This window comes from Arcicella sp. GW822-FHT02H01 (assembly GCF_058802005.1).
The window spans coordinates 4,432,414-4,456,740 of record NZ_JBXANT010000001.1; the positions used below are offsets into that span (position 1 = coordinate 4,432,414).

23 protein-coding genes are annotated in these 24,327 nt (G+C 35.2%); 20 read left to right on the top strand and 3 right to left on the bottom strand.

What is annotated here, in order from left to right; all coding sequences use genetic code 11:
• Positions 1 to 110 precede the first annotated feature (110 nt).
• From AC1RNE_RS18470 to AC1RNE_RS18540, 15 genes are all read left to right on the top strand, one after another.
• Positions 111 to 1,289 (top strand): exo-beta-N-acetylmuramidase NamZ family protein, encoded by a 1,179-nt coding sequence (locus AC1RNE_RS18470; protein WP_492802943.1) that lies wholly within the window; start codon positions 111 to 113, stop codon positions 1,287 to 1,289.
• Between the two features lie 48 nt (positions 1,290 to 1,337).
• The gene (locus AC1RNE_RS18475) at positions 1,338 to 2,294 is read left to right on the top strand and encodes a hypothetical protein (RefSeq protein WP_492802945.1); all 957 of its coding nucleotides are present in this window, start codon (positions 1,338 to 1,340) and stop codon (positions 2,292 to 2,294) included.
• A 70-nt stretch (positions 2,295 to 2,364) separates the two neighbouring features.
• Positions 2,365 to 3,294, top strand: coding sequence for a hypothetical protein (locus AC1RNE_RS18480; protein WP_492802947.1), 930 nt, complete (start codon positions 2,365 to 2,367; stop codon positions 3,292 to 3,294).
• A gap of 62 nt (positions 3,295 to 3,356) precedes the next feature.
• On the top strand, positions 3,357 to 4,832 hold the full coding sequence (locus AC1RNE_RS18485) for an MBOAT family O-acyltransferase (protein ID WP_492802949.1): 1,476 nt from the start codon (positions 3,357 to 3,359) through the stop codon (positions 4,830 to 4,832).
• A gap of 143 nt (positions 4,833 to 4,975) precedes the next feature.
• Positions 4,976 to 6,502, top strand: coding sequence for a glutamine-hydrolyzing GMP synthase (gene guaA, locus AC1RNE_RS18490; protein WP_492802950.1), 1,527 nt, complete (start codon positions 4,976 to 4,978; stop codon positions 6,500 to 6,502).
• A gap of 140 nt (positions 6,503 to 6,642) precedes the next feature.
• Positions 6,643 to 7,209, top strand: coding sequence for a hypothetical protein (locus AC1RNE_RS18495; RefSeq protein ID WP_492802952.1), 567 nt, complete (start codon positions 6,643 to 6,645; stop codon positions 7,207 to 7,209).
• A gap of 122 nt (positions 7,210 to 7,331) precedes the next feature.
• Positions 7,332 to 9,206: a M61 family metallopeptidase gene (locus AC1RNE_RS18500; RefSeq protein WP_492802954.1), complete on the top strand. Its 1,875-nt coding sequence runs from the start codon at positions 7,332 to 7,334 to the stop codon at positions 9,204 to 9,206.
• A gap of 147 nt (positions 9,207 to 9,353) precedes the next feature.
• Positions 9,354 to 11,021, top strand: a complete 1,668-nt coding sequence (locus AC1RNE_RS18505) for a S8 family serine peptidase (protein WP_492802956.1) — start codon at positions 9,354 to 9,356, stop codon at positions 11,019 to 11,021.
• A 286-nt stretch (positions 11,022 to 11,307) separates the two neighbouring features.
• A complete protein-coding gene (locus tag AC1RNE_RS18510) occupies positions 11,308 to 12,678 on the top strand; it encodes a M1 family aminopeptidase (protein ID WP_492802957.1) in 1,371 nt (456 codons plus the stop codon).
• Between the two features lie 146 nt (positions 12,679 to 12,824).
• A complete protein-coding gene (locus tag AC1RNE_RS18515; RefSeq protein ID WP_492802959.1) occupies positions 12,825 to 13,082 on the top strand; it encodes a DUF7660 family protein in 258 nt (85 codons plus the stop codon).
• Between the two features lie 35 nt (positions 13,083 to 13,117).
• Complete coding sequence (locus AC1RNE_RS18520) at positions 13,118 to 13,453, top strand: DUF6999 family protein (RefSeq protein WP_492803674.1); 336 nt, start codon at positions 13,118 to 13,120, stop codon at positions 13,451 to 13,453.
• A 59-nt stretch (positions 13,454 to 13,512) separates the two neighbouring features.
• On the top strand, positions 13,513 to 13,989 hold the full coding sequence (locus AC1RNE_RS18525; RefSeq protein WP_492802961.1) for a YcxB family protein: 477 nt from the start codon (positions 13,513 to 13,515) through the stop codon (positions 13,987 to 13,989).
• 112 nt (positions 13,990 to 14,101) lie between these two features.
• A complete protein-coding gene (locus AC1RNE_RS18530) occupies positions 14,102 to 14,500 on the top strand; it encodes a VOC family protein (protein ID WP_492802963.1) in 399 nt (132 codons plus the stop codon).
• A 165-nt stretch (positions 14,501 to 14,665) separates the two neighbouring features.
• Positions 14,666 to 15,109 carry a hypothetical protein gene (locus AC1RNE_RS18535; RefSeq protein WP_492802965.1) on the top strand — a complete coding sequence of 148 codons (444 nt, stop codon included), beginning with the start codon at positions 14,666 to 14,668 and terminating at the stop codon, positions 15,107 to 15,109.
• 465 nt (positions 15,110 to 15,574) lie between these two features.
• Complete coding sequence (locus AC1RNE_RS18540; protein WP_492802966.1) at positions 15,575 to 16,687, top strand: ligand-binding sensor domain-containing protein; 1,113 nt, start codon at positions 15,575 to 15,577, stop codon at positions 16,685 to 16,687.
• Positions 16,688 to 16,896: 209 nt separating this feature from the next.
• On the opposite strand, the gene AC1RNE_RS18545 is transcribed toward AC1RNE_RS18540, so the two are convergent.
• Together AC1RNE_RS18545 and AC1RNE_RS18550 are read right to left on the bottom strand one after the other, a co-directional pair.
• On the bottom strand, positions 16,897 to 17,088 hold the full coding sequence (locus AC1RNE_RS18545; protein WP_492802968.1) for a hypothetical protein: 192 nt from the start codon (positions 17,086 to 17,088) through the stop codon (positions 16,897 to 16,899).
• 307 nt (positions 17,089 to 17,395) lie between these two features.
• Positions 17,396 to 17,986 carry a hypothetical protein gene (locus tag AC1RNE_RS18550; protein ID WP_492802969.1) on the bottom strand — a complete coding sequence of 197 codons (591 nt, stop codon included), beginning with the start codon at positions 17,984 to 17,986 and terminating at the stop codon, positions 17,396 to 17,398.
• 403 nt (positions 17,987 to 18,389) lie between these two features.
• On the opposite strand from AC1RNE_RS18550, the gene clpB reads away from it, so the two are divergent.
• From clpB to AC1RNE_RS18570, 4 genes are all read left to right on the top strand, one after another.
• On the top strand, positions 18,390 to 21,011 hold the full coding sequence (clpB, locus tag AC1RNE_RS18555) for an ATP-dependent chaperone ClpB (RefSeq protein ID WP_492802971.1): 2,622 nt from the start codon (positions 18,390 to 18,392) through the stop codon (positions 21,009 to 21,011).
• Positions 21,012 to 21,125: 114 nt separating this feature from the next.
• A complete protein-coding gene (locus tag AC1RNE_RS18560; protein ID WP_492802972.1) occupies positions 21,126 to 21,710 on the top strand; it encodes a hypothetical protein in 585 nt (194 codons plus the stop codon).
• Between the two features lie 26 nt (positions 21,711 to 21,736).
• The gene (locus AC1RNE_RS18565; protein ID WP_492802974.1) at positions 21,737 to 22,489 is read left to right on the top strand and encodes a hypothetical protein; all 753 of its coding nucleotides are present in this window, start codon (positions 21,737 to 21,739) and stop codon (positions 22,487 to 22,489) included.
• A gap of 172 nt (positions 22,490 to 22,661) precedes the next feature.
• Positions 22,662 to 23,012: a protein-tyrosine-phosphatase gene (locus AC1RNE_RS18570; RefSeq protein ID WP_492802976.1), complete on the top strand. Its 351-nt coding sequence runs from the start codon at positions 22,662 to 22,664 to the stop codon at positions 23,010 to 23,012.
• A gap of 172 nt (positions 23,013 to 23,184) precedes the next feature.
• On the opposite strand, the gene AC1RNE_RS18575 is transcribed toward AC1RNE_RS18570, so the two are convergent.
• Positions 23,185 to 23,787: an FMN-dependent NADH-azoreductase gene (locus tag AC1RNE_RS18575; protein ID WP_492802978.1), complete on the bottom strand. Its 603-nt coding sequence runs from the start codon at positions 23,785 to 23,787 to the stop codon at positions 23,185 to 23,187.
• A 176-nt stretch (positions 23,788 to 23,963) separates the two neighbouring features.
• On the opposite strand from AC1RNE_RS18575, the gene AC1RNE_RS18580 reads away from it, so the two are divergent.
• Complete coding sequence (locus AC1RNE_RS18580) at positions 23,964 to 24,326, top strand: winged helix-turn-helix transcriptional regulator (protein ID WP_492802979.1); 363 nt, start codon at positions 23,964 to 23,966, stop codon at positions 24,324 to 24,326.
• Position 24,327: the final 1 nt, after the last annotated feature.

Sequence of the window (24,327 nt, forward strand, 5' to 3'; positions counted from 1 at the left end):
ATACAATACTTTCACCTCAGAAACGGAAAGTTTAAACAGCTTCACCTTTTAAAATGAAATAACAAGTGCAAAAAAACAAAACTCATTACTCAAAACTCATAACTTGCTTTATGCTTCATTCAACAAAAATCTTTTTTATCCTTACAAACTTATTGCTTATTTCTTGTGTAAGCAGTAAAAAAAATACAATCGCTACCCTGCAAACAGGAGCAGAGCAGACAGCAATATACCTGCCCCTTTTGAAAGGCAAAACGGTAGCTTTGGTGGTAAACCATACTTCGGTAATAGGCAAAACACATTTGGCTGATTCGCTAATTAGTTTGGGAGTAAAGATAAAAACGATTTTTGCTCCAGAACATGGCTTTAGAGGAACAGCTGATGCAGGCGAACACATTGCGAATGGCATTGATAAAAAGACTGGTTTACCGATAGTATCCTTGTACGGTGCTAATAAAAAACCTAGCCCTGCTCAATTAGAAGGTATAGATGTCGTAATTTTTGATATTCAGGATGTAGGAGCAAGGTTTTATACGTACACCTCTACCATGCACTATGTGATGGAAGCTTGTGCCGAAACAGGGAAAGCGGTATTAGTGTTAGATAGACCAAACCCTAATGGACATTATGTAGATGGGCCAGTGTTAGATAAGAAATTTGCATCATTTGTAGGCTTAAATACCATACCAGTAGTACATGGTTGTACTGTGGGCGAATTAGCACAAATGATTAATCAAGAAGGTTGGCTAAAAGATGGCGTGAAGGCTAACTTAACTGTTGTAAAGTGTTTGAATTACCATCATTCAATGGTTTATGCACCACCCATTGCACCTTCACCTAATTTACCCAATTTACAATCAATTCTTTTGTACCCTTCCATCTGTTTTTTTGAAGGAACTGACGTAAGCGTTGGTAGAGGAACTGACAAACAGTTTCAAGTGATAGGTTCGCCTAATCAAGCTAACAGAGCTTTTACTTTTACACCTGAGGATAAGCCAGGGGCTAAAAACCCACCTCAAAAAGGTAAATTGTGTTATGGATTAGATTTAAGCCAAATTGATGCTCGCAAACAAGGCTTTACCTTAAAATATGTATTAGACTTTTATCAGCAATCAGTCGATAAAAATAAGTTCTTTAGTAATAACGCTTTCTTTAATCTATTGGCGGGATCAGATGTTTTAAAAAAGCAAATTATAGAAGGGAAAACAGAAGCAGAGATTCGTGCATCTTGGAAAAAAGACCTAGACCAATATAAAGCAATCAGGAAGAAATATTTATTGTATGCAGAGTAATATTTTGATGATTGATTCTAAAGCGATAACATTATAAAATCACATATTTTGAAATTATTAAAGTTTATACTAAAACTGTTTTTGATTGGTTTTTTGCCATTGTTAGCCATTGATAGTGCCAGAAAATTAGATTTGATTTTCGACCCACGCTCACAAAATGCTTACATAGCTACTATTATCGATAAAACAAAAATGCTAGCGACCGTACAAAGCCCTAGATTGGTTTTAATGAGTGGTTCAAGCATGGCATTTGGTGTTGATAGCGATATGTTAGAGAAAGAAATCGGTTTGCCAGTGGTGAATGCAGCATTGCATTTCAATTTCGGAAGTAAGTATATGATGGAAGAGCTGAAAACTTATTTGAAAAAAGGAGATGTGGTGTTGATAACGTTAGAATATATGGTTACGTCCGAAGGAAAATATGAAGAGCAACTGATAGCCGCAGATTTTTTTCCGCCTTCCCAAAAATGGATTCATTTTCCATCTATTACCGAAAAAATAGGCAATTATGCTACCCACCGATTGACTGATTGCAGATTGATGATTGGTGAAGCTTTGAACCATTCAAGAAGTAAACCAATAAGTATAGCTGATACAACTTCTATTTTTTACCGAAATTGTTTTTCACCCAAAGGAGATTTACTTTGCCATTTGAATAATCCTCCGACTAAAATTGTCTATCCAACAATACCATCTGACCAAGATTTCACTCAACAAATAAAGGATTTAAACGATTTTTATGCTTTTGCCCAACAGAAAGGAGCTAAAGTGTTTTTTACCTTCCCTTGTTTAGCACAAAAAAGTTTTGAAGAAAATGCCAGCATTATTAAAAAAATCAGTGGGCAGATAAAGAGCCAACTCAAAATCCCAGTATTAGGTACGCCCCAATATGCTTTGATGGACGATACTTTGTTTTATGATAATGCTTATCATCCAAATAATAAAGGAAGGGAAATATTTACCTCAAGGATTCTACAACTTTTTAAAAATGAAGGGGGTATATAATATTTTTTTATTTTCAATATTACATTAGAAGAACAATAAATCATTCTATAAAAATTTAAATCATTAAATAATGTCCCAATTTTTTAGTAAAATTACTTTATTAATTGTACTGATTGCGATAACTATTTTAGGAATCATATTCATATTCAGCAAAGAAATTCAACAGAATTTCTTTGCTGGAATTGCTGATAAACATAAATGGGCAGCATCTATCAAAGAACCTAAAATCATTTTAGTAGGCGGTTCAAATTTAGCGTTTGGGGTTGCTTCTGATTCAATAGAGAAAGCTTTACACCATCCTGTTATAAATTTAGGGCTTTATGCGGGTTTTGGATTAGACTTTATTCTGAAAGATGCTTTAACTGAAGTGAAAAAAGGAGACTGGGTAGTATTATGCCCTGAATATTATCTTGATAAAGCAGGAGATAACTATAGTAAACAGGCAGCGACTATGTCATATCCAGAGGCGAATAAATATATTAATTATGCAAATCTTAAAGATAAATTTGAAAAAAAAGCCCTTTTTTTTATTCGCTATGCAAGAAACTTGATTTTTTTTCCAAATCGTATTTCAAATCCTTCCATTGAGGATACCATTTCTGATTACTTTAGAAAAGGGTTTTCCGAGCGAGGTGATTTAGTATCTCATTTAAATAATGCCCCTCATAAATTGGATAAATTCGATAAAGTTGAACCACAGGATTATTCTCCTGAGATTGTTTTAATAAATCAATTTATTAAAACTGTAGAAAAAAAAGGAGCTATAGTCTATTGGACTTTTCCATCATATAGTTACAGTGCTTATAAGGGAAATTTACAAGGGTTATCTTTTTTTGAAAAACAAATTATAGAAAAGGTGAATTGTAAAAAAATTAGCCAAATTAAAGATGATATCTATCCAGATGATTGTTTTTATGATACTCATTTTCATTTAAATGGTGATTGTCGTATTCAGAGAACAAACAAATTAATAAGTGCATTAAAGAAAAATATCCACTAAACCTTACTGTTCCATCCTCAAGCTCTTAAAGAGAAATAAAGGGCAAAGAAATTTTCTCAGATATGTTATTTAATTCTATTGATTTTTTAATCTTTTTTCCCATCGTTACGGTACTCTATTTTTTAATACCCTATCGTTTTCGTTGGTTATTATTATTGGTAGCGAGTTGCTATTTCTATATGGCTTTCGTACCTATTTATATGCTTATTTTGGGTTTTACCATTGTAATAGACTACTATGCTGGTATTTATATAGAACAGTCGGAAGGTAAAAAAAGGAAATTATTCTTGACAATGAGCCTTATTGCAAACATCGGTGTTCTGGCAATTTTTAAATACTATAATTTCTTGAACGAAAATATAGGCTTTCTATTAAAAGGCTTTGCCCTTCAAAACCCTATTCCTTACCTCAAAATTTTACTACCCATAGGGCTGTCTTTTCATACTTTTCAGGCGATGTCTTACACGATAGAAGTATATAGGGGCAAGCAGAAGGCTGAACGACATTTTGGGATTTACTCGTTGTATGTAATGTTCTATCCACAATTAGTGGCTGGACCTATCGAAAGACCACAGAATGTATTACATCAATTCTATGAAAAATTTGATTTTGATTATCAGCGCGTAACTGATGGCTTGAAGCTAATGGCTTGGGGAATGTTCAAGAAAGTTGTGATAGCCGACCGTCTTGCGGTGATGGTAAATCAAGTATATGATAATCCTTTTGACCAAAAAGGAATACCGCTGATAGTCGCTACTACTTTATTTTCAATTCAAATTTTCTGTGATTTCTCAGGATATTCTGATATTGCCTTGGGTTCGGCACAGGTAATGGGCTTTGATTTGATGAAGAATTTCGACCGTCCTTATTTTTCAAAAACCATTTCTGAATTTTGGCGTCGCTGGCATATTTCACTTTCTACTTGGTTCAGAGATTATCTGTATATTTCACTAGGCGGAAATAGAGTGTCTAAATGGCGAAGAGAATACAATCTTTTTATCGTTTTTCTGGTTTCAGGTATTTGGCACGGAGCTAGCTGGAATTTTGTTATTTGGGGAGCTATGCATGGTTTTTACTTAATTTTTGCAAACCTTACCGTTGATTTTAGAAATAAAGTAGTTGATGTAATAGGTTTGAAAAAATTGCCATTTCTTTATAAAATTATTCAGATTCTTACCGTTTTCTGTTTGACTAGCTTCGCTTGGATTTTCTTTCGTGCCGTTGATTTCAAATCGGCATATTATATTGCAACACATTTGTTTTCTGGCGTCGGTGAACAACTTTCGCAACTTACTAACAGAAGCTTTATTAATAAAAATATTTTCTTAGGACAAGGCTTTGCCAATTTTGTTATGGTTGTTTTCTCTTTGTTAGTGATGGAAACGGTACATTTTTACCAAAGAGGTCAGCGTTTAAGAACCGTTGTAAGTCAAAAACCACTATTGTTTCGTTGGGTACTTTACTACGGAATAGTATTAGCGATACTCTTTTTAGGAATGTTCGACGCTCCAGCACAGTTTATTTATTTCCAGTTTTAAAAACACTGAAGATATATTTTATAAAAAAGTAAAATTTATTACTTCAAAACCGCAAATTTTCCCGAAATTTGCGGTTTATTTTTTAGCATAGTTTTCGGAAGGCTCAATTTTGCAATCCGAATTCAGCAATCCGAAATCGAAAAATGTCCGAAAAAATTCTTATCCTCGACTTTGGTTCACAAGTCACTCAATTAATTGCCCGCAGAGTTCGTGAACTTAATATTTATTGCGAAATTCATCCTTACAATAAAATCCCATCAATTGGTGAAGATGTAAAAGGCATAATATTGTCTGGTAGCCCATGTTCAGTACGTGATGAAGATTCGCCAAGAGTTGACATGAGTCTTTTCAGAGGCAAACTGCCAGTATTAGGTATTTGCTATGGTGCACAACTATTGGCTTATATGGGTGGTGGAGAAGTATATAATGCTGGACATCGTGAATACGGAAGAGCTAAATTGCAAAAAGTAGCTGAAAATCCGTTGTTGAATGATGTTTCTGAAAACAACCAAGTATGGATGTCGCACGGAGATACAATTATGTCGATTCCAGAAGACTTTGAAATCATTGGTTCAACTGAATCTGTGAAGATTGCTGCTTTTCATATCAAAGGAGAACAAACTTACGGCATACAGTTTCACCCAGAAGTGACGCATTCATTAGAAGGCAAAACGATGTTGAAAAACTTCGTTGTTGGCGTTTGTGGATGTTCGCAAGATTGGACGGCAGATTCTTTTGTAGATACTACAGTGGCTGAATTGAAAGCTCAGTTAGGGGATGACAAAGTAGTTTTAGGACTTTCAGGCGGTGTAGATAGCTCAGTAGCAGCGGTGTTGATTCATAAAGCAATTGGCAAAAACCTTTATTGTATTTTTGTTGACAATGGGTTGTTGAGAAAGAACGAATTTGAAGATGTACTTGAGTCATATAAGAACCTTGGCTTGAATGTAAAAGGAGTGGATGCTAAAGACCAGTTTTATACAGCATTAGCTGGTTTGACTGACCCAGAAGCAAAACGCAAAGCCATAGGTAAAGTATTTATTGATGTGTTTGATCAGGAATCACATTTGATAGAAGATGTAAAATGGTTGGGGCAAGGTACAATCTATCCAGATATTATTGAATCTGTTTCGATTAAAGGACCATCAGCTACAATTAAATCTCACCATAATGTTGGCGGTTTGCCAGATTATATGAAATTGAAAATCGTTGAGCCATTAAAAACACTCTTCAAAGATGAAGTACGTTTGGTAGGTAGAACGCTTGAAATCCCTCAGTTTATACTAGGACGTCACCCATTCCCAGGACCAGGTTTAGGAATTAGGATTTTAGGCGATGTTACTGCTGAAAAAGTACAGATATTACAAGAAGTAGATGCCATTTTTATCAATGGACTAAAAAACAAAGGCTTATACGATAACGTTTGGCAAGCAGGAGCAATGCTTCTACCAATTCAGTCGGTAGGTGTAATGGGCGACGAACGTACCTATGAAAGAGTAGTAGCATTAAGAGCGGTTTCGTCTGTAGATGGAATGACAGCCGATTGGTGCCATTTACCTTATGAGTTTTTAGCAGAGATTTCAAACGAAATTATCAATAAAGTAAAAGGAGTAAACAGAGTTGTTTATGATATTTCGTCGAAACCACCAGCAACGATTGAGTGGGAATAAGCATAGAAAACAAGTAAAGATAGAAAGCTCGGTTGTCAATCGGGCTTTCTATCTTTAATTTTATACCGTTTAATAAATTTTAAGCTTTATTATTTACCATATTTCTTACATTTAAGTCTTGAACGCTAAAAATTATCCTAATGAAAAAAATCGCCTTATTCATCATCACATTGATTTCTATCATTTCTTTTACTGCCTGTGAACAAAAGTTTGGTTCTGATGTTGTGCCTAAAGCACCAGTGAGCATTGTAGGGAAATGGACTGTTTCAGGTTTTGGAACCATTACAAATGCTAAAACGTATGAGGCAACATTACAAGAAATTAAAAGTGCCCCAAAAGCTGATACGACACTAGTTAGTGCATTGGCACAATCTTTTGCATTTGAATTTAAACAAGATGGTACGTTTGGTGGTGGTGCAGGAGGTACTTGGAAATTAAATGATAGTGCCAAAACAATAGATTTAACTAGTAAGGATAAAACTGGAAAAGAATCAGTTCAGACATTTTCTGTGTTGGAGCTAACTGAAAATAGTTTGGTATTAGGCAGTAAGAAATTTACAGCCAATGCTAGTGGTAATATTGAAATTACTAATTTCCAAGACTTACCATTCTATATAATGGGTACTCTAGCTGTTATGGTAAAAGGTAGCGAACAAGAATTGGATGATGCTACTTCTCTTCAAGGTACCCTGATTTTTAAACGATAATGTCAAAAAAAGAGAGTATTTAATTACTTCTACGTTTTGATAAATATACTTTCTTGCTAAGAAATCGTTATATTTCTTTAAGAAATGCGGTTATAATATTTTAACAACTCTAATAAAGCCCAATGAAGATTAAATTCCTGATGTTTTTGGCATTGATAACATGCCTTCCGACTTTCGCACAGAAAGTTACTCAAAATGCCAATTACCAGTTTTTTATTGATTTAACAAAAGTTCAAAACGATAAATTAGAAGTAATATTGACTACTCCTAAAATCTTGAAAGATGAAATAGTGTATAATTTTCCCAAAATTGTTCCTGGTACTTATGCCAACTACGATTTTGGCCGTTATATCACTGCATTAAAAGCTTTTGATGATAAAGGAAAAGAATTGACCGTCAATAAGATTGATGCAAACAGTTATAAAATAAAAGGAGCAAAAAAACTTAGTAAAATCACGTACTTAGTAGATGATACTTGGGATTCACCAGAGATTTCGGGTGAATATGTTTTTGAACCAGCAGGTACTGATATTGAAGAAAATAAGCTTTTTGCCGTTAATACGCATGGCTTTTTTGGATATTTTGATGATTTAAAACGCAGTACTTACGAAGTGACCTTTACCAAACCTACAGGTTTTTATGGTGCATCTTCATTAACGGCTATTAAATCAGATGATACAAAAGATGTTTTCAGTGTTTCAAATTACAATGATTTGGTAGATGCACCAATCATGTATTGCAAACCTGATACAACTATATTAAAAGTAGGAGGGGCAGATATTTTAATTTCGCTTTATTCGCCTAATAAAAAAGCTACTTCTGCTGAAATTGCTGAGAATGTAAAAACATTATTAGAAGCTCAGAAAGAATATTTAGGGGGAACTTTGCCTATTAAGAAATATGCCTTTGTGATTGTACTTTCAGATAATTTGAAAAATGGAAGCTATGGTGCTTTAGAACACTCATACTCATCTTTCTATTATTTGCCTGAATCTTCATCAGACGAATTGGCACAAACAGTAAAAGATGTTTGTTCGCATGAGTTTTTCCATATCGTTACGCCATTAAGTATTCATTCAAAAGAAATAGGTGAGTTTGATTTTAACCACCCCAAAATGTCTAAACACCTTTGGATGTATGAAGGAATTACAGAATATGCAGCGGGACACATGCAAGCAAAATATGGTTTGATTGAGTTGCCAATGTATATGAATATGCTTCGTTCTAAAATTGGCAATATGTATGACCATTATAAAGATGATATCCCTTTTACGGTAATGTCGGCTGATGTATTGGAAAAATACAAGGACCAATACCAAAACGTATATGAAAAAGGAGCATTGATAGGGCTTTGTTTAGATATTAAACTTCGTCAATTATCAGGAGGAAAATATGGAACACAGAATTTGATGAAAGATTTATCTAAATATTATGGTAAAGATAAATCGTTCAATGATGATGAACTTTTCGATAAGATTACTGAAATTACTAAATTCCCAGAGATTCGTCAGTTTTTTGCTAATTATGTGGAGGGGAAACAACCTTTACCTTTAATAGAAACCTTGAATAGTGTAGGTATCAACTTCCAAAAAACTAACAAGAAGCTAGAAAAAACGTTAGGCTTTTCAGTATATAACTTAGGAATCAATCCTGAAACAAAAGGAATTTTTATCATTGATGATGAAGGAATTGATGCTTTTGGTGCAAAAATTGGGTTTAAAGCAGGGGATGAGTTAGTTTCTTTAAACGGAAAACCATTAGACCTGAATACGTTCAGAAATACTCGTTCTGATTTTATCAACAACACTAAAGAAGGTGATAATGTTGAATTTGTTGTGCTTAGAAAAGATGGAGATAAAAAAGTAGAAACCAGACTTGTATCTAAAATCTTTATTCCAGAAGTAATTGAGAAAAACCTTCTTTCTCCAGCAGAGAATCCGACAGAAGCACAAATTGCTCTACGCAAAGCTTGGTTAGTACCAGCAGAAGAAAAATAAATCATTAATATTATTTAAAAGCCCGTCAGGAATAATTCCTGACGGGCTTTTAAATAATGCTATCATGCAACTGAAAATCACCTAAATTTGTCTAATTATTAGCTAACTATATCTGGTCAATAAGATTGAATAAGAACAAGTTTTATCATGAAGACTATGGAAAAGATGAATACCAATCACTTTAGTGTGAAAGTTATAATATTAAGTGTGTTCTTCGCTTTGAGTTTCCTAGTTCATCAATCCGCCAATGCTCAAACTTTGCCAGCAAAGTATCTTTTGGTTTTTAAAGATAAAAGCAATTCACCTTATTCGGTTTCACAACCTTTAGCCTACCTGTCCCAACGTTCAGTTAATCGTCGTCAGAAACAAAATATTGCTTTCACAACGAAAGATTTACCCGTAAATCCAGCTTACTTAGATGAAGTAAAAAAGAAAGGCGCAAAAGTAATTTATACTTCTCGTTGGATGAATGCTGCCTTGATTGAATGTACAGCTACCGTTTTAACAAGTGTTTTACAATTATCCTTTGTAAAAGGGTTAGAAATCAATACTTCAATTGATAATCCTAGCACTCGCACAGCCAGAAAAACAACTAAGTTTGAAAGTTTAGGTACCGAAGCTTTGAGTTATGGCTTGTCTAAAACTCAGATAGAAATGATTGGTGCAGATAAAATGCATGACCAAGGTTTTCATGGTGAAGGAATGATGATAGGCGTATTGGATGCAGGGTTCAATAACGCTAATAATATTGCTGCATTAAAACCACTTTTTGATGAAAACAGAATAGTGGGTACTTATGACTTTGTGAAAAATGAAAAGAACGTTTATGAAGACGATGCCCACGGAACAGCAGTTTTATCATGCATGGGTGCTTATCTAGACGGACAGGTGATAGGCACTGCTTATAAATCTTCTTTCTTATTATTACGTTCAGAAGATGCTGCTTCAGAATATCTTATCGAAGAAGCCAATTGGCTATTTGCCGCTGAATATGCAGATAGTGTCGGGGTAGATTTAATCAATTCATCTTTAGGTTATTCAGAATTTGATGATGCTAGCACCAGTCATAAATACGCAGATATGAATGGCAAAACTACCATAGCGGCTAGGGCTGCCAGTTGGGCAGCTTCCGTAGGAATTGTCTGTGTGATTAGTGCCGGTAATGAAGGAAATGCTGCATGGCGTTATATTTCTACCCCTGCTGATGCTGATTCTGTTATCACTGTTGGAGCCGTTGATGCGCTAAAATCGTATGTAAGTTTTAGTTCTATTGGCCCTTCGGCTGATGGTAGAGTAAAGCCTGATTTAGCCGTAATGGGTAGGAGTGCGGCCGTGGTTACGCCTAATGGTAATGTATCGACTAGTGATGGTACTTCTTTCTCTTCCCCTATTCTGTGTGGTATGGTAGCAGGTTTTTGGCAAGCCAACCCTACTTTAACAGCCATGGCTGTGATTGATAGAATGCGAAAATCGGGTAGTCAATATCAAAATCCCGATGTACGGTTAGGCTATGGGATTCCTGATTTTACTAGAGCCAATACCCTAACGGTATTATCGACTGAAAACGAAAATAATCAACTATTTAACGTATATCCTAATCCTACAACTTCAGAAATTACTATTCAGCTTAATGATGCTAAAGTCAACAATTACTTTACCAGTTTAATGGATATTTCGGGCAAAACACTTCTTTATCAGCCTATCAATAGTCTATCTTTCAAATTATCACTGACGAACTTAAATGCAGGCACTTACTTTTTGCGGGTTGGGAGTGAGCATAAAAGTGGGTTGGTGAAGGTGTTGAAAATAGAGTAAGGTTATATTTTGTAAACCAAACAGTAAGCGCAAGAGTTACCGCTACAAATTCTAACGCTAACGCTGGTCGTAGTTTTTCCTACGACCCAAAATATGAAAGAGCGTCACGCTCGTATTTATTCGGATTTTGCAGTAGTGGAGTTCTTTCGGGATTACTAAGTTGAATGAGCTGAGGCGCAGTAACTAACCTAACATCATTACAAAACTAATTCTAGGAATCAATTGATAATTTTGCTTCTTAACCCATTATCTTCGGTTCTTAAATCTTCAAACAAACACATCATTGATGAAAAACTTTTTAGCCTGTATTTTATTGGGTTTGATGACCATCCTACAAGCAACCGCCTATGCCAGTACCGATTTGGATTATCATTTTGACATAAAGCCCAAAGTGATGCACGTAACGTTGAATTATCGCCCAGTCCAGCATGATAGTACCGTTTTTCAATACGGAAACGAATATTATGGCGGTATGAAAGACTTACTAAAAGGCTTAATCAATATTCAGGCTTCTGTAACATTCAAGGTAGATTCAGCAAAAAGTCAACTTACTTTTTATCATCCTCAAAATGCCCCGATTCAGATACAATATGATATTATTGATACCCACACCGCCAAGCAAAAGGTAAGAGGCGAAATGTTTCGTCCGATAATTACAGATAGCTACTTCTTTTCGCTTTCACACTCACTCTTTTTGAATCCGCAAGTAGATGAAAAACGGCAGGCAAGTATGATGATGTCGGTAACCTTAGAGAAAAATCCAGCGTTTCCGATGTACTTTAGCTTTGCCCCAACACTAACAGCAGGCAAAACGGTAACGATAAAATTCTCAGAAGGAATGAATGCTTTGGTAACGGGAGCATCTGACCTCCACATTGTTAAACGAAAATTGGCAGGCATCCAAAACTATATAGTGCTACGCATCAACCAGAAAAATCCTTATAACCTCAAACGTTTTATGGACTATTTTGATAAATTTCTACCCGCCATGACCAACTTTTGGGGCAATCTCAACGGGACTTATTATTCATTAATAGCCTCGCCCTTTCTTGATATTAAGTACCATAATATATCAGGCACAGCCTTTAACTCAGGCTTTCATGTAAAGTATTCGGGCGATACCATTTTAGCCAATGAAGAAGTAGTTACTACGATTTCACATGAAATCATGCACTGCTATATTGGTGCGGGCTATGTATCAATGGGCGAAAACAATCAATGGTTTGATGAAGGATTTACTGATTATACCACTTGGTACTTGCTGGCCAAGGCGGGGATTTTCTCAGAACAGAAATTAGCCAAAATAGTAAAAGATACCTATCAACAATTATCAGCCAATCCCGTAAAAAATACAGCCAATGAAGACATCCTAAAGCACTTCTGGGAAAATCATAATTACGAAAAAATACCCTATCACCGAGGCGCATTGTTTGCAGCCTATATCAGCAAAAGGATTACCGAACAAAGCAAGGGGACTAAAAGCTATCAAGATTTTCTAAGAAGCCTAAAAGCCTTAGCTGAACGAAAAAAGCAATTGCTAACGATAGAAGACTTTATCGCAGTAGCCTCCAACTATATCCCAAAAGCCGAAATAGAAACCTCCATTGAACAGTATATTATTAAGGGAGAAATGATAGGGGAGGAGAGAGTTTGGTGAAAAACTTAAATAGAATAACGAGTTCTTTTGACCAGCTACATTTAATATAAGCTTGACTCTTGGGGATTAGCAATAAATTGCACAAGAAATATAAATACACAAAAAACTACAAAAAAATCGCATAGTTGCGAATGATAGCTAATTTTATGGATGATACACTCAACGACTTTAAAGTAACTAACAGACAAACTTTCATTAAGTTTCTTGACTTATTACACAAGGACTTTTTGGATAATCCAGAAAGTTGGGAAAACAAAACGTTGCCTGACTTTATTGAAGCGTTGAGTGCTTATACAGAAGACATACAGGGCTATTACGACAATACTAATCAAAACATAAATGCTGACAAAGCAGATTGGAAGACATTTGCAGACCTTTTTAAAGGGGCTAAAATATACGAATAAATTTTGCATGGATTACGCTCATTCAATTTGATTATATTCAGTTTCCTAACAAATGGACTAATATATTAGACCTAAGGTCGGCGATTGAATTATTTACTCCTTTCTATCAGCTTTTTTTAACGTCTAATGATTTCCTTAGAGCATCTAATTCACTTCAACTTGATGAGACGATTGCTATTTATACTTCTCAGATTTTAGGAACTCCTGCGCACTTAGGCTTAATAAACAATAAACACCCTATGGTTCCTGAAACTACCTATAGTGCAGCTTATCGTTTGGTACTACATGGATTGGCTGCTGAAACATTACATGAAGTATTAGTAAATATTAAATTGAACAAATCTTTGGATGGTGTAATAACTCCAAGCTAAATAAGAAAAGTAAATTACAACTATATTATTTTATTTTGACATTATTTAATAAATGTATTATGATTACAACGAAACGATTTAGATATAGTCCCAAAGAGCTATTTAGTCTTTTGATAACATTGTATTTCAGAAAAAACTGGTGGCTTTATGTGTTGATTTTGATTTTAGTTATAATAACGACTAAAGTTGATAATCAGGAATCTATGACTCTTTTTTTGGGTGTATTTGCTATCCTATTTCCTTTATTTAATACAGTACATTTATGGAAATTTGTTAACTCTAAGTCTAATAAAGTTTTGTCTTCCGAAAGATTATATGAGATAGATAATGAAAAAATACATGGTATATATGGTGAAGTAATTCAGTCTACAATAAAGTTAGATCACTTTATAAAAGTTGAATTTATTAGTAATACCTATTTGCTATTTGTATCAAAAAGTAATTTTATATACATACCTGCTGACTCATTTGAAAAAGAAGATGATAGAAAGTGGTTTGAGACAGAAGTGATAAGTAAAATAAAGAAGAACCAGTAGAACTAGCTTCTTGTTATTGGCTCGAAGCCTGATAAATAGTCGTCACTCGTTAGAAAACGAGCGACTGCTGGAAAATAACCTAAGCATATACTTTGATAAAAAAGACAAAACTATGAAGACGAATGCAAGCAATACCTTTTTTGCCCCAGAACTTTATATTAATAATGGGGTAAAGGACATATCGTTCTATAAAAATGCTTTTGGAGCAACAGAGAATCTATGTTTTAGAAATGAAGATGATACTATTCATGTAGTAGAACTTTGTATAGACGGTGCTATTTTTCATGTTCATGAAATAACCTCTAAGCTTTTTTTTCCTCCTGATAAACACAATGGCTGTACCTGTTGCATTGGTTTATTTGTGCCAGATGTAGATGCTGTAATGAATCAAGCAATCATTGCGGGTGCCATCGAAATAAGCCCTGCCCAAGATTATGATTATGGTTACCGACAAGGAACATTAAAAGACCCTTTCGGACATTATTGGCAAATTCAAAAAAAGATAGGATAAGGCTGATTTGCCCTGTTCGATTTATTTTGAGGAGTAAATTGAATGATTGATAACAACGTTCCTTGAATGTTAAAGCATTTATCTTTTTGAATTAAAAACTTTTTATTAAAGCTTCCACTTATCTTTCAGAAGGAGTAGAGCTAAAAATAACTTTAAACTCACAAAATGGATTCACGAGAGATTGACTTAAATGAAATAAAAAGGATTATCACCGAGAAAGACTATAAAGCAGTTGAGAATAATGGATATTTGTTGATAAGAAAATATCCAAGAGATGAAGAAATTTTGAAATTATTATGTGAAATTTTTGAATCAGATTGGCATACTGGACATGAAGACTTAGCAAGTAGTTTTCAAGTCATAAGAAATCCAATAGCAGCTAAATCATTGTTTAATGTTGCATTTTCAGATTTTGAATATTGCAGATGGAATGAATATTATCCTTTACAACGAAAATGTACTTGGGCACTTGCAGATATAGGCACTGTTGAAGCTAAGGAATATCTGGAAAAAATCAAAAAAAATACGAAGATAAGAATGATTTTTTTCTTTGCAGCAAAACGACTAAAATACTGGGATTCAGAACTAAGTAGAAAAGGGCAAAAGTAGGGACATCGCTGGTCTAAAGTCCCAAAATCTCCACTAGTTCATTGTTAAGCAAAGCGTCAATTGGACTAGTAAGAGTTAATGTTTTTTGGATTAAAGTCTATTTTATCCACCCTTCTTCCTTCTTAAAGTCCTACTTCTTGTTATCGGCTGGAAGCCTAACAATAGTCGTCACTCGTTAAAAAACGAGCGACTGCGGGAAGTCCCCCAATCCTAAGTCTTAAAATCCTAAGTCTTAAAGTCCCCCAATCCTAAATCCTAAAGTCCCCAAACACCCATCATTTACACTTTTTTACACTCTTTTTACATTTTTTTTGCCTGTATAGGGAGTATTAAAGATAGCTTTGTTCGCCCTTGGTGGTATTTCACCAACAAGGGCGGGAGTGTATCAACAGTATTTAAAGTCAAATCCTAACGGAAAGAGTTAATGTAAGATTTGATAATACAGAAATAATTTGACAAATGACGATGTGTAAACTTAAATATCCAATCTTCCCTTTATTGTTAGTATCCATATTTTTTACCTCTTGCAACGGACAAACAAAAAGTAAACGAACCAATGAAACGGTTGTAGAATACCTATCATTTACCAGTAAAAATACAAAGCTGACCAAAACACAAGGCACAGACCAATATCAGCAAGTTGGTTGTAGTTTAAAGGATAAGTCAGGAAATATTTGGTTTGGCACCACAGGCGAAGGTGTTTATCGGTATGATGGAAAAGTATTTACCCAGTTTACCCAAAAAGACGGTTTGTGTGGGAATGGTATCTTTTTTATCCTAGAGGATAGATTAGGTGATATCTGGTTCGGCTCGAAACAGGCAATATCCCGTTTCGATGGAAAGAAATTTACAAACATATCAATCCCCACCACTATTGGAAGCAATTTTCCATATAGTAATTCTTTCAACAATTACCCATCAACAAAGAATGAACTATGGAGTATGATGCAGGATAGAAATGGGAAAATGTGGTTAGGCACAACTGATGGTATTTATTGCTTTGATGGAAAATATTTCACCCGTTTTTTAAATAATAATATTCTAAATATAGGCAACGTAAGCCTCAAATGGACACAATGTATTTTTGAGGACAAATCAGGGAATATTTGGTTTGGGTCATGGGTGCTTGCCAATGAGGGTATTTGCCGTTTTGATGGAAAATCAATCACGCAATATAAACCTTATGGAGAAGGATGGGTTCGTTCTATATTAGAGGATAAAAATGGAGTTTTGCTGATTGTAACCAGACACAATGGTGTATGTAGTTTTGATGGCAGAAATTTTACCAATTTTACAGAAAAAGGAGGCATTCAAAATGGTTCTATTAATTTGACCTTTAAAGATAAAGTGGGCAATCTTTGGTTTGGAACAGAGTTAGGCAGCGGAGAGTTAAATGAGGATGGTGGACTATGGCGTTACGATGGTAAATCCTTTACTCGGTTTACACGAAAAGATGGCTTGTGTCACAATGGTGTATATTCTATTTTGGAGGATAATGATGGAAACATTTGGATAGGTAGTAGAAATACTGATTTATGCCGTTTTGATGGAAAAACCTTTACCCGTTTTTCAGAATAAATAAAGGCTACTTGAAAATATGACAACTTCGCTGGTCTAAGCGTTTGTTCACTTAGACCCCAAAATAAATGCACTTTTCGAAGAGTAAATTGAAATACAGATAACAACGTTCGCTGAACTTCTAAGTAATGATGTTTTTGGACTAAAAACTTTTTGACAAAATTTCTTAGTTCCTAAAGTCTTTCAGTCCTAAAGTCTCAAAATATTGTTTAAGCTTCATCTTTTATTGAACGTATTAGACTTATTCCTGAAGAAAAGAAAATAAAGCCAATAATTCCATAAGTGATAAGAGACTTCACATTGTGTCCACCTGATTTATTGACAAATAACGTGGCCGCATAAATAAGTCCGATAACACCTAATAGGGTGAGCAAAGCTCCAAAAATTCGTTTTATGTTCATAAAATTATGTTATTATATTGATAAAAATTATCTTGTAATATGTTTATTGGGTATTAAATAACATGATGCAATAAAGAATTTTATGTATCATCAAAGGTAAAATACTACTTTACCTAATATGTTAAATAATTGTGCCAATGACTTACACTGTTTAAGCTGTTCGATTTATTCCGAAAGGCAAATCGAACGATATATAACAACTAAAGTTTTCTGAATGTACAAATGTTTAGATTAAAAACCTATTTATCAAGGCTTTCACTTGTCTTTCAGTACAAGTGGAAGGGAAAATGTTTTTTGTTAACCTTATTTATTGTACGGCCAATAGTTTAAATCTGTACTTCCCTGATATGGTAGCCGTAGTTGTTCCTGGCAACTGTTGTCCCTTACAATTATATTCACCTTCTACCCAATATATTCTTTTGCCGTTTTCAATCTCAGCTTTAGTGATAGATTTTATAGTATGTTTATGAGTAGCTTCAGATGGAGCCAAGCTATAGAAATAATCGTTACTACCAGTAGTTTGAGGCACTTTTAAACTTAAGTGCAGAGGAGTAGCTGATGATGCTGGCATAAAGCTAGAATATGCTAATAAAGGATGATTACCAGCTTTTACTGTATCTAAGGCTGCTGCTGCACCATAAAAAGCAAAAGTGAATGTTGAGTTTGTAGAAGCAGAAGTGGCAACAACAAGTGTAACTGTACTACCCCCACTTGTAGCTTCAAACTTAATAGCACTACAATCGACATGCACGGCGGAGTTATTGTTAATCTTGTATTCAAAATACGGCTCCTCTGTTGTGGTAGGAGGAGTAACTGGGTTGGTAGGGTCATCTTTTTTAGTACAACTAATGAAACCCAGCACCAAAAGTGCTAAAAATAAAGTAGAGAGATTTTTCATAATAGAGCAAATTTGAATAGTATAATATTACGGCAAATTTTGTAAAAAACCATGATAAAAACAGGCTTTAAACGCCTAATTACTGTTATTTTTATTTTACGGCGATTATATAGTAAGGCTTGAAGCCTCCTAATAGTCGTTACTCGTTAGAAACAAGCGACTGCTGGGGAGGCTTCTTTCTTCTTAAAGTCCTCAAGTCTAAATATCTTTAAGTCTTGTTTCTTTTATCTTCCAGTCTTAAAGTCCTAAAATCCTAAAGTCTCCAACAAAAAAACCGTCATTTTGGCTTAAATAAATCAATTTTTTGCGAAAAAATATGCCATTTTTACCGCAAAACTAGCTTGGCTTAGCTTTTGATGAAATAATACTATCAACGATTGAAAAACAGAAAATCATTTATACGATGAATTTTAATAAATATACAACGAAGACTCAAGAGGTAATCCAACATGCCGCTTCGATTGCCTCAGCAAATGGCCAACAAGCTATTGAAACGGGCCATTTGCTAAAAGCCATCATCGACGAGGAACCCAATACTTCAGAGTTTTTGATGAAAAAGCTACAAGTTAATCAGGCAATTTTTTCATCGAAACTGGAAAGTATAGTGAATGGCTATCCAAAAGTTTCTGGTGGAGGACAGCCCTATTTAGCAAACGATGCTGCTGCGGCTTTTACCAAAGCAGAGAATTTATTAAAGGAATTTTCAGACGAATTTGTATCCATAGAATTATTAATATTGGGAATCCTGTTAGGGAAAGATGCTGTGGCAAGTTTGATGAAAGAGAGTGGATATAAGGAAAAAGAATTAAAAAGTGCCATAAAAGAACTAAGAGGAAACACAACCGTGAAAGACCAAAATGCAGAAGCAACCTATCGTTCATTAGAGCGGTATGCTCGAAACCTAAATGAATTAGCCAAAGCTGGGAAAATTGACCCTGTGATTGGTAGAGATGAAGAAATACGTAGAGTACTACAAATATTATCACGACGCACTAAAAATAACCCTATGTTGGTCGGTGAGCCAGGAGTTGGTAAAACTGCAATTGTAGAAGGCTTAGCACAAAGAATCGTAATGGGAGACGTACCCGAAAACCTGAAATCTAAGCAGATTTATACGTTAGATATGGGTTTATTGATTGCTGGAGCGAAATACAAAGGTGAATTTGAAGAAAGATTAAAAGCAGTTATCAAAGAAGTAACAGATGCAGAGGGAGAAATCATCATGTTTATTGATGAGATTCATACCTTGATTGGTGCAGGTGGTGGCGGAGATTCGGCGATGGATGCTGCTAACTTATTGAAACCAGCGTTGGCGCGTGGAGAATTGCATGCTATTGGTGCAACTACTTTGAAAGAGTACCAAAAATACATTGAGAAAGATAAAGCCTTGGAACGTCGTTTCCAGATGGTAGTAGTTGATGAACCAGATATTACTGATGCTATTTCTATCCTAAGGGGAATTAAAGAAAAATATGAACTACACCACGGTGTAAGGATTCAGGATGATGCCGTAATTGCGGCTGTTGAATTATCAAGCCGTTATATTTCAGACCGTTTTTTACCAGATAAAGCCATTGACTTGATGGACGAGGCTGCTGCAAAAATGCGGATGGAAATAGATTCTGTTCCTGAAGAGATTGATGCTTTGAAACGTAGAATCATGCAATTGGAGATTGAACGTGAGGCAATCAGAAGAGAAAATAACATTGAACGTGAAAATATTATCAGCCGAGAATTAGCAGAACTTACCGACAAGAAAAGTGGCTTGATGGCGAAATGGGAAGGTGAGAAGTCTGTCTTGGATGAAGTTCGTAAAGAAAAAGAAAATATCGATCGCTTGAAATTAGAAGCTGAACAAGCTGAGAGAGCTGGCGATTATGGTAAAGTAGCAGAGATACGTTATGGTAAATTAGTGGAGGCTGAAAATAAGCTGAAACAATTGCAAAACGAAAAAACTTCTGACAAAAATGGTGAAACGCCAATGTTGCAAGAAGAAGTAACTTCAGAGAACATTGCAGAAGTGGTAGCTAAGTGGACGGGCGTACCTGTATCTAAAATGATGCGTGCTGAACAAGAAAAATTGCTACATCTGGAAGTTGAATTAGGTAAAAGAGTAGCGGGACAAGAAGAGGCTATTGAGGCTATTTCAGATGCAGTTCGTCGTTCTCGTGCAGGAATGCAAGACCCTAAACGCCCGATTGGTTCGTTTATTTTCTTGGGAACTACGGGGGTTGGTAAAACTGAATTGGCAAAGGCCCTAGCAGATTATCTGTTCAATGACGAGAATGCGATGGTGAGAATAGATATGTCGGAATACCAAGAACGCCATGCGGTAAGCCGTTTGGTAGGAGCACCTCCGGGATATGTAGGGTATGATGAAGGTGGACAATTGACTGAAGCTGTTCGTAGAAAACCATATTCTGTCATTCTGTTAGATGAGATAGAAAAGGCACATCCAGATGTTTGGAACATTTTGTTACAAGTACTTGATGATGGACGTTTGACTGATAACAAAGGTAGAATTGCTAATTTCAAGAATACGATTATTATCATGACTTCTAATATTGGTAGCCATATCATCCAAGAAAAAATGGGAGAAATGGAAGGTTGGAACAACCATATCGTGATGGAGAAAGCCAAAGAAGAAGTAATGGTTTTATTGAAACAAGTAGTAAGACCAGAATTCTTGAACCGTGTGGATGAAATCGTGATGTTTGAGCCATTGTCTAAAGATAACCTTAGCCAAATCGTTAGAATTCAGTTTAAACAAATTCAAGAACGTTTACAAGAACAAGGCATTACTTTGGAAAGCACTGATGAGGCCCTTGTGAAACTTGCCGAGGAAGGTTATGAACCAACGATGGGTGCAAGACCTTTGAAGCGTGTCATGCAAAGAAGAATTTTAAATGAATTATCGAAACAAATCTTAGGTAATTACATTAATAAAGATTCTGTAGTAATGATGGAAGTGAACGACGAAGGAGCCATTAAGTTTGAAAATGTAGGGAAATTGGAAGTAGAATAAAACCCAACTACCGAATAATAAAAATAAGTTAAATTATTGTAAGCCAGCCTTTTAAAGGGCTGGCTTTTTTGTTAGGTTTGAGTGTAATATTAAAACCAATTTAACTTAAAACCAATGACTGCAATTTGTAATATTATCGCTGTGTTGATTGTCTTCGGAGCGATTTATCTTTCTATTAAAACTAAAATCTTAAAAGATGTTTGTGTGATTGATTCTGACATTGGGCCAGTGGAAACATATAGTTTTGCTCGCACCCAAGGATTGTGGTGGACTACCCTGATTGGAGCTTGCTTTGTGATTGGTTTTGGCAAGCGAGGAGAAGTTATTGAGCTTAATTCTACGTGTTTGGTTTTATTAGCAATCGGTGTAGGAACTACTGCTATTGCTAGCGTAATAGATAATAATACACCACCAGAAGAAACGCCGAAGGATAAGATTGAGACAGAAAAAGATTTACCCCCAAAACTCAGAAAACCAACCAATTTTTTTACTCAAATTCTTTCAGATTCCACAGGGATTACTGTCTATCGTTATCAAGCATTGATTTTCAATCTTATATTTAGCATGGTATTTTTGGTGACTTTCTTTGAAAAGTTATCACATGGCGATAGAGAATTCCCTAGTTTTAGTTCTGAAACACTGGGCTTGATGGGTATTAGTGCCACTACTTATTTAGGCATGAAAGCTACTGAAAAATAACAAAACTTACCTTAAACTTTACTACCATGAAAAGAATCTTAACTTTAATTTTAGCCCTCTTCTTTAGCGAAGATTGTATTGTTGGTCAAACTACTTGTGAAAAAGTTGATTTAAAACTTTCTTATCCTAAAAATCCAACTGCGAAAGTTTGGAAGATTAATAATGCGGTTATTGGCTATGTATCTGAAATGACGATTGATGTAGACGGTTCGCCTCAGGCTTATCATCCTCAGAATATAGGCTTGGATAATCTTTCTAGTGCTGGAGGAATTGGCAATTTAAGCCCAAGTGTGATTGTATTTGAGGGTAACAAACCATATATACAGAAATCATCTGACCCTTTTCCAGGATATTACCTTTCCCAAACTTCTTTGGTAGATGCTACTAAAAAAGTAACGGACTATAGAAAATATGTAAATTCTGAAGAAATTCCTTACATCGCTATTCCTCCTAATTTGATAGCAAAAGGTGTTGAGAAAGGAGATTTAGCCTATGTGTTTAATCGAAAAACAGGTAAAGGAAGTTTTGCAATCATCGCCGATACAGGTAATAACAAACACATAGGAGAAGGTTCTGTAAAGTTATCGGAGAACCTAGGCATTAAATTGATTTATAAGAAGAAGCTTAAACAAATCATAGGGTCTGATTCAAGCGGAGGAATTGTCTATTTGATATTCACAAAATCAGGTAATAAAAAACCAATGAGTTTGATAGAAATTGAAACCAAATCTCAACAATTTGATAAAGCTGAAATTAAGAAAATGATTGAGTGTTTGTAATAATAGTAGGGACGAATTGCATTCGTCCTATTGGTTCGTACACAAGGACGAATGCAATTCGTCCCTACGTGTTGTTTTGAGTCCAAGTGATGCTTTGCTTAACACGTGAACTATTGGGATTTATTTAGAAATTTAGGTAGCTTGCTTTTGAAAAATACTTAAACAATAATTGATGGTAACAACTGATAGACCAAATATTTTAGTGGTGTGTGGGCGTAATAAAAAACGAAGTAGAACAGCAGAGCATATTTTTAAAAATGATAATCGCTTTAATATTCGGTCAGTAGGATTGAGTCCCAAGAGTGTAAGGAAGATTTCTGAAAACGATTTGAACTGGGCTGATTTTGTTTTTGTGATGGAGACGGATCAAAAAGCGAAAATCAAGGAGGTTTATAGTTTTCTGGAATTACCAATTATTGAAAACCTACATATTCCAGATGATTATGAATTTATGGATAAAGAACTTGTAGAGATGCTCACTGATAAAATCAATGATACCTTAAAGGAAGTTTATGAATTATAATACTTCCGCAGTCGTTTATTTCTAACGGTGTAGCGGCAATCCCTTGCGGTTGCCACTACAGGTAGAAAACGGTTACTGCTACTTTTTAATGGCTTATTTTATATTATTGATTTTACGGCTGGAAGCCTTTTAATAGTGGTCACTCGCTGGAAGCGAGCGACTGCTGGACATATTAATCAATTTGTATACTATCAACTGCTTTTGCCATTGCGTGTTCCTTCACGTCTGGTACTTTTAATCCTTCTGCCCGAAAAACGGTTAAATCTGTCATCCCTAAACAACCAAGGAAAGCACTCAAATAGGGTGCGACAAAGTCGTTGGCTTTACCAGGACCTTCTGAGTAAATACCGCCAGATGACATGGCTACATAAACTTTTTTCCCTGTTACCATTCCAACAGGACCATTGGGACTATACCTGAAAGTTATTCCAGCCCTAGTGATATGGTCAATCCAAGCCTTTAGCGATGAATGGATAGTAAAGTTGATAAGCGGTGCACCGATTACAATGATGTCTGCCGCGAATAGCTGTTTTACTAGTCTATCAGACAAGCTAATAGCTTCTTTTTCTTCTTCGTTCAGTTTATCTTTAGGAATAAAGAATGTACGCAAGACAGCAGGAGTAAGATGAGGCATTTCGATATCTACTAAGTTTAATTCTTCAAGTTCACTGTCAGGATACTTTTCCTGAATTTTTTCGATAATAGCGTTACCTAGCTTAATGCTATAGGATTCTGTACCTAGTAGGCTAGATTTTAAATGAAGGATACGTTTCATAAATGTTTTATTGATTAATTTAAAATTCCGAGATTGCCAGACTTCCTTTTGTGTTAATAGTGAAAGGTTTTTCTCTCGAATTGTCAAGGACAAAGGTATTGCCTTGAAGTATACAAAAGTTAGCAGTTACCCAAAGGAAAGCGGTTACCTTTAGGAAAGTTTGTATCTTTGTACCAATGGAAACAATTGAAAATGAAATACTTCTGAGCAAGGCACAATGTGTTGGTTCGCTCAAAAACGTCATCGATGCGATGTACGTTCTTAATGGAAAGTGGAAACTTCCTGTGATACTTTGCTTGGTACAATCACCAAAACGTTTTAGTGAGATTCAGCATGAAATCACTGGTATATCGCCCAAGGTATTATCTAATGAATTGAAAGATTTAGAATTAAATTACCTTATAGCACGTAAAGTATATCCTACTACTCCAGTGACTATTATTTATGAAGCAACAGAATATAGTCGTACTTTAAAAAGTTTATTAAATGAATTGAGTGTTTGGGGAGAACAGCACAGAAAAAAGATTAAGGAACAGTAGT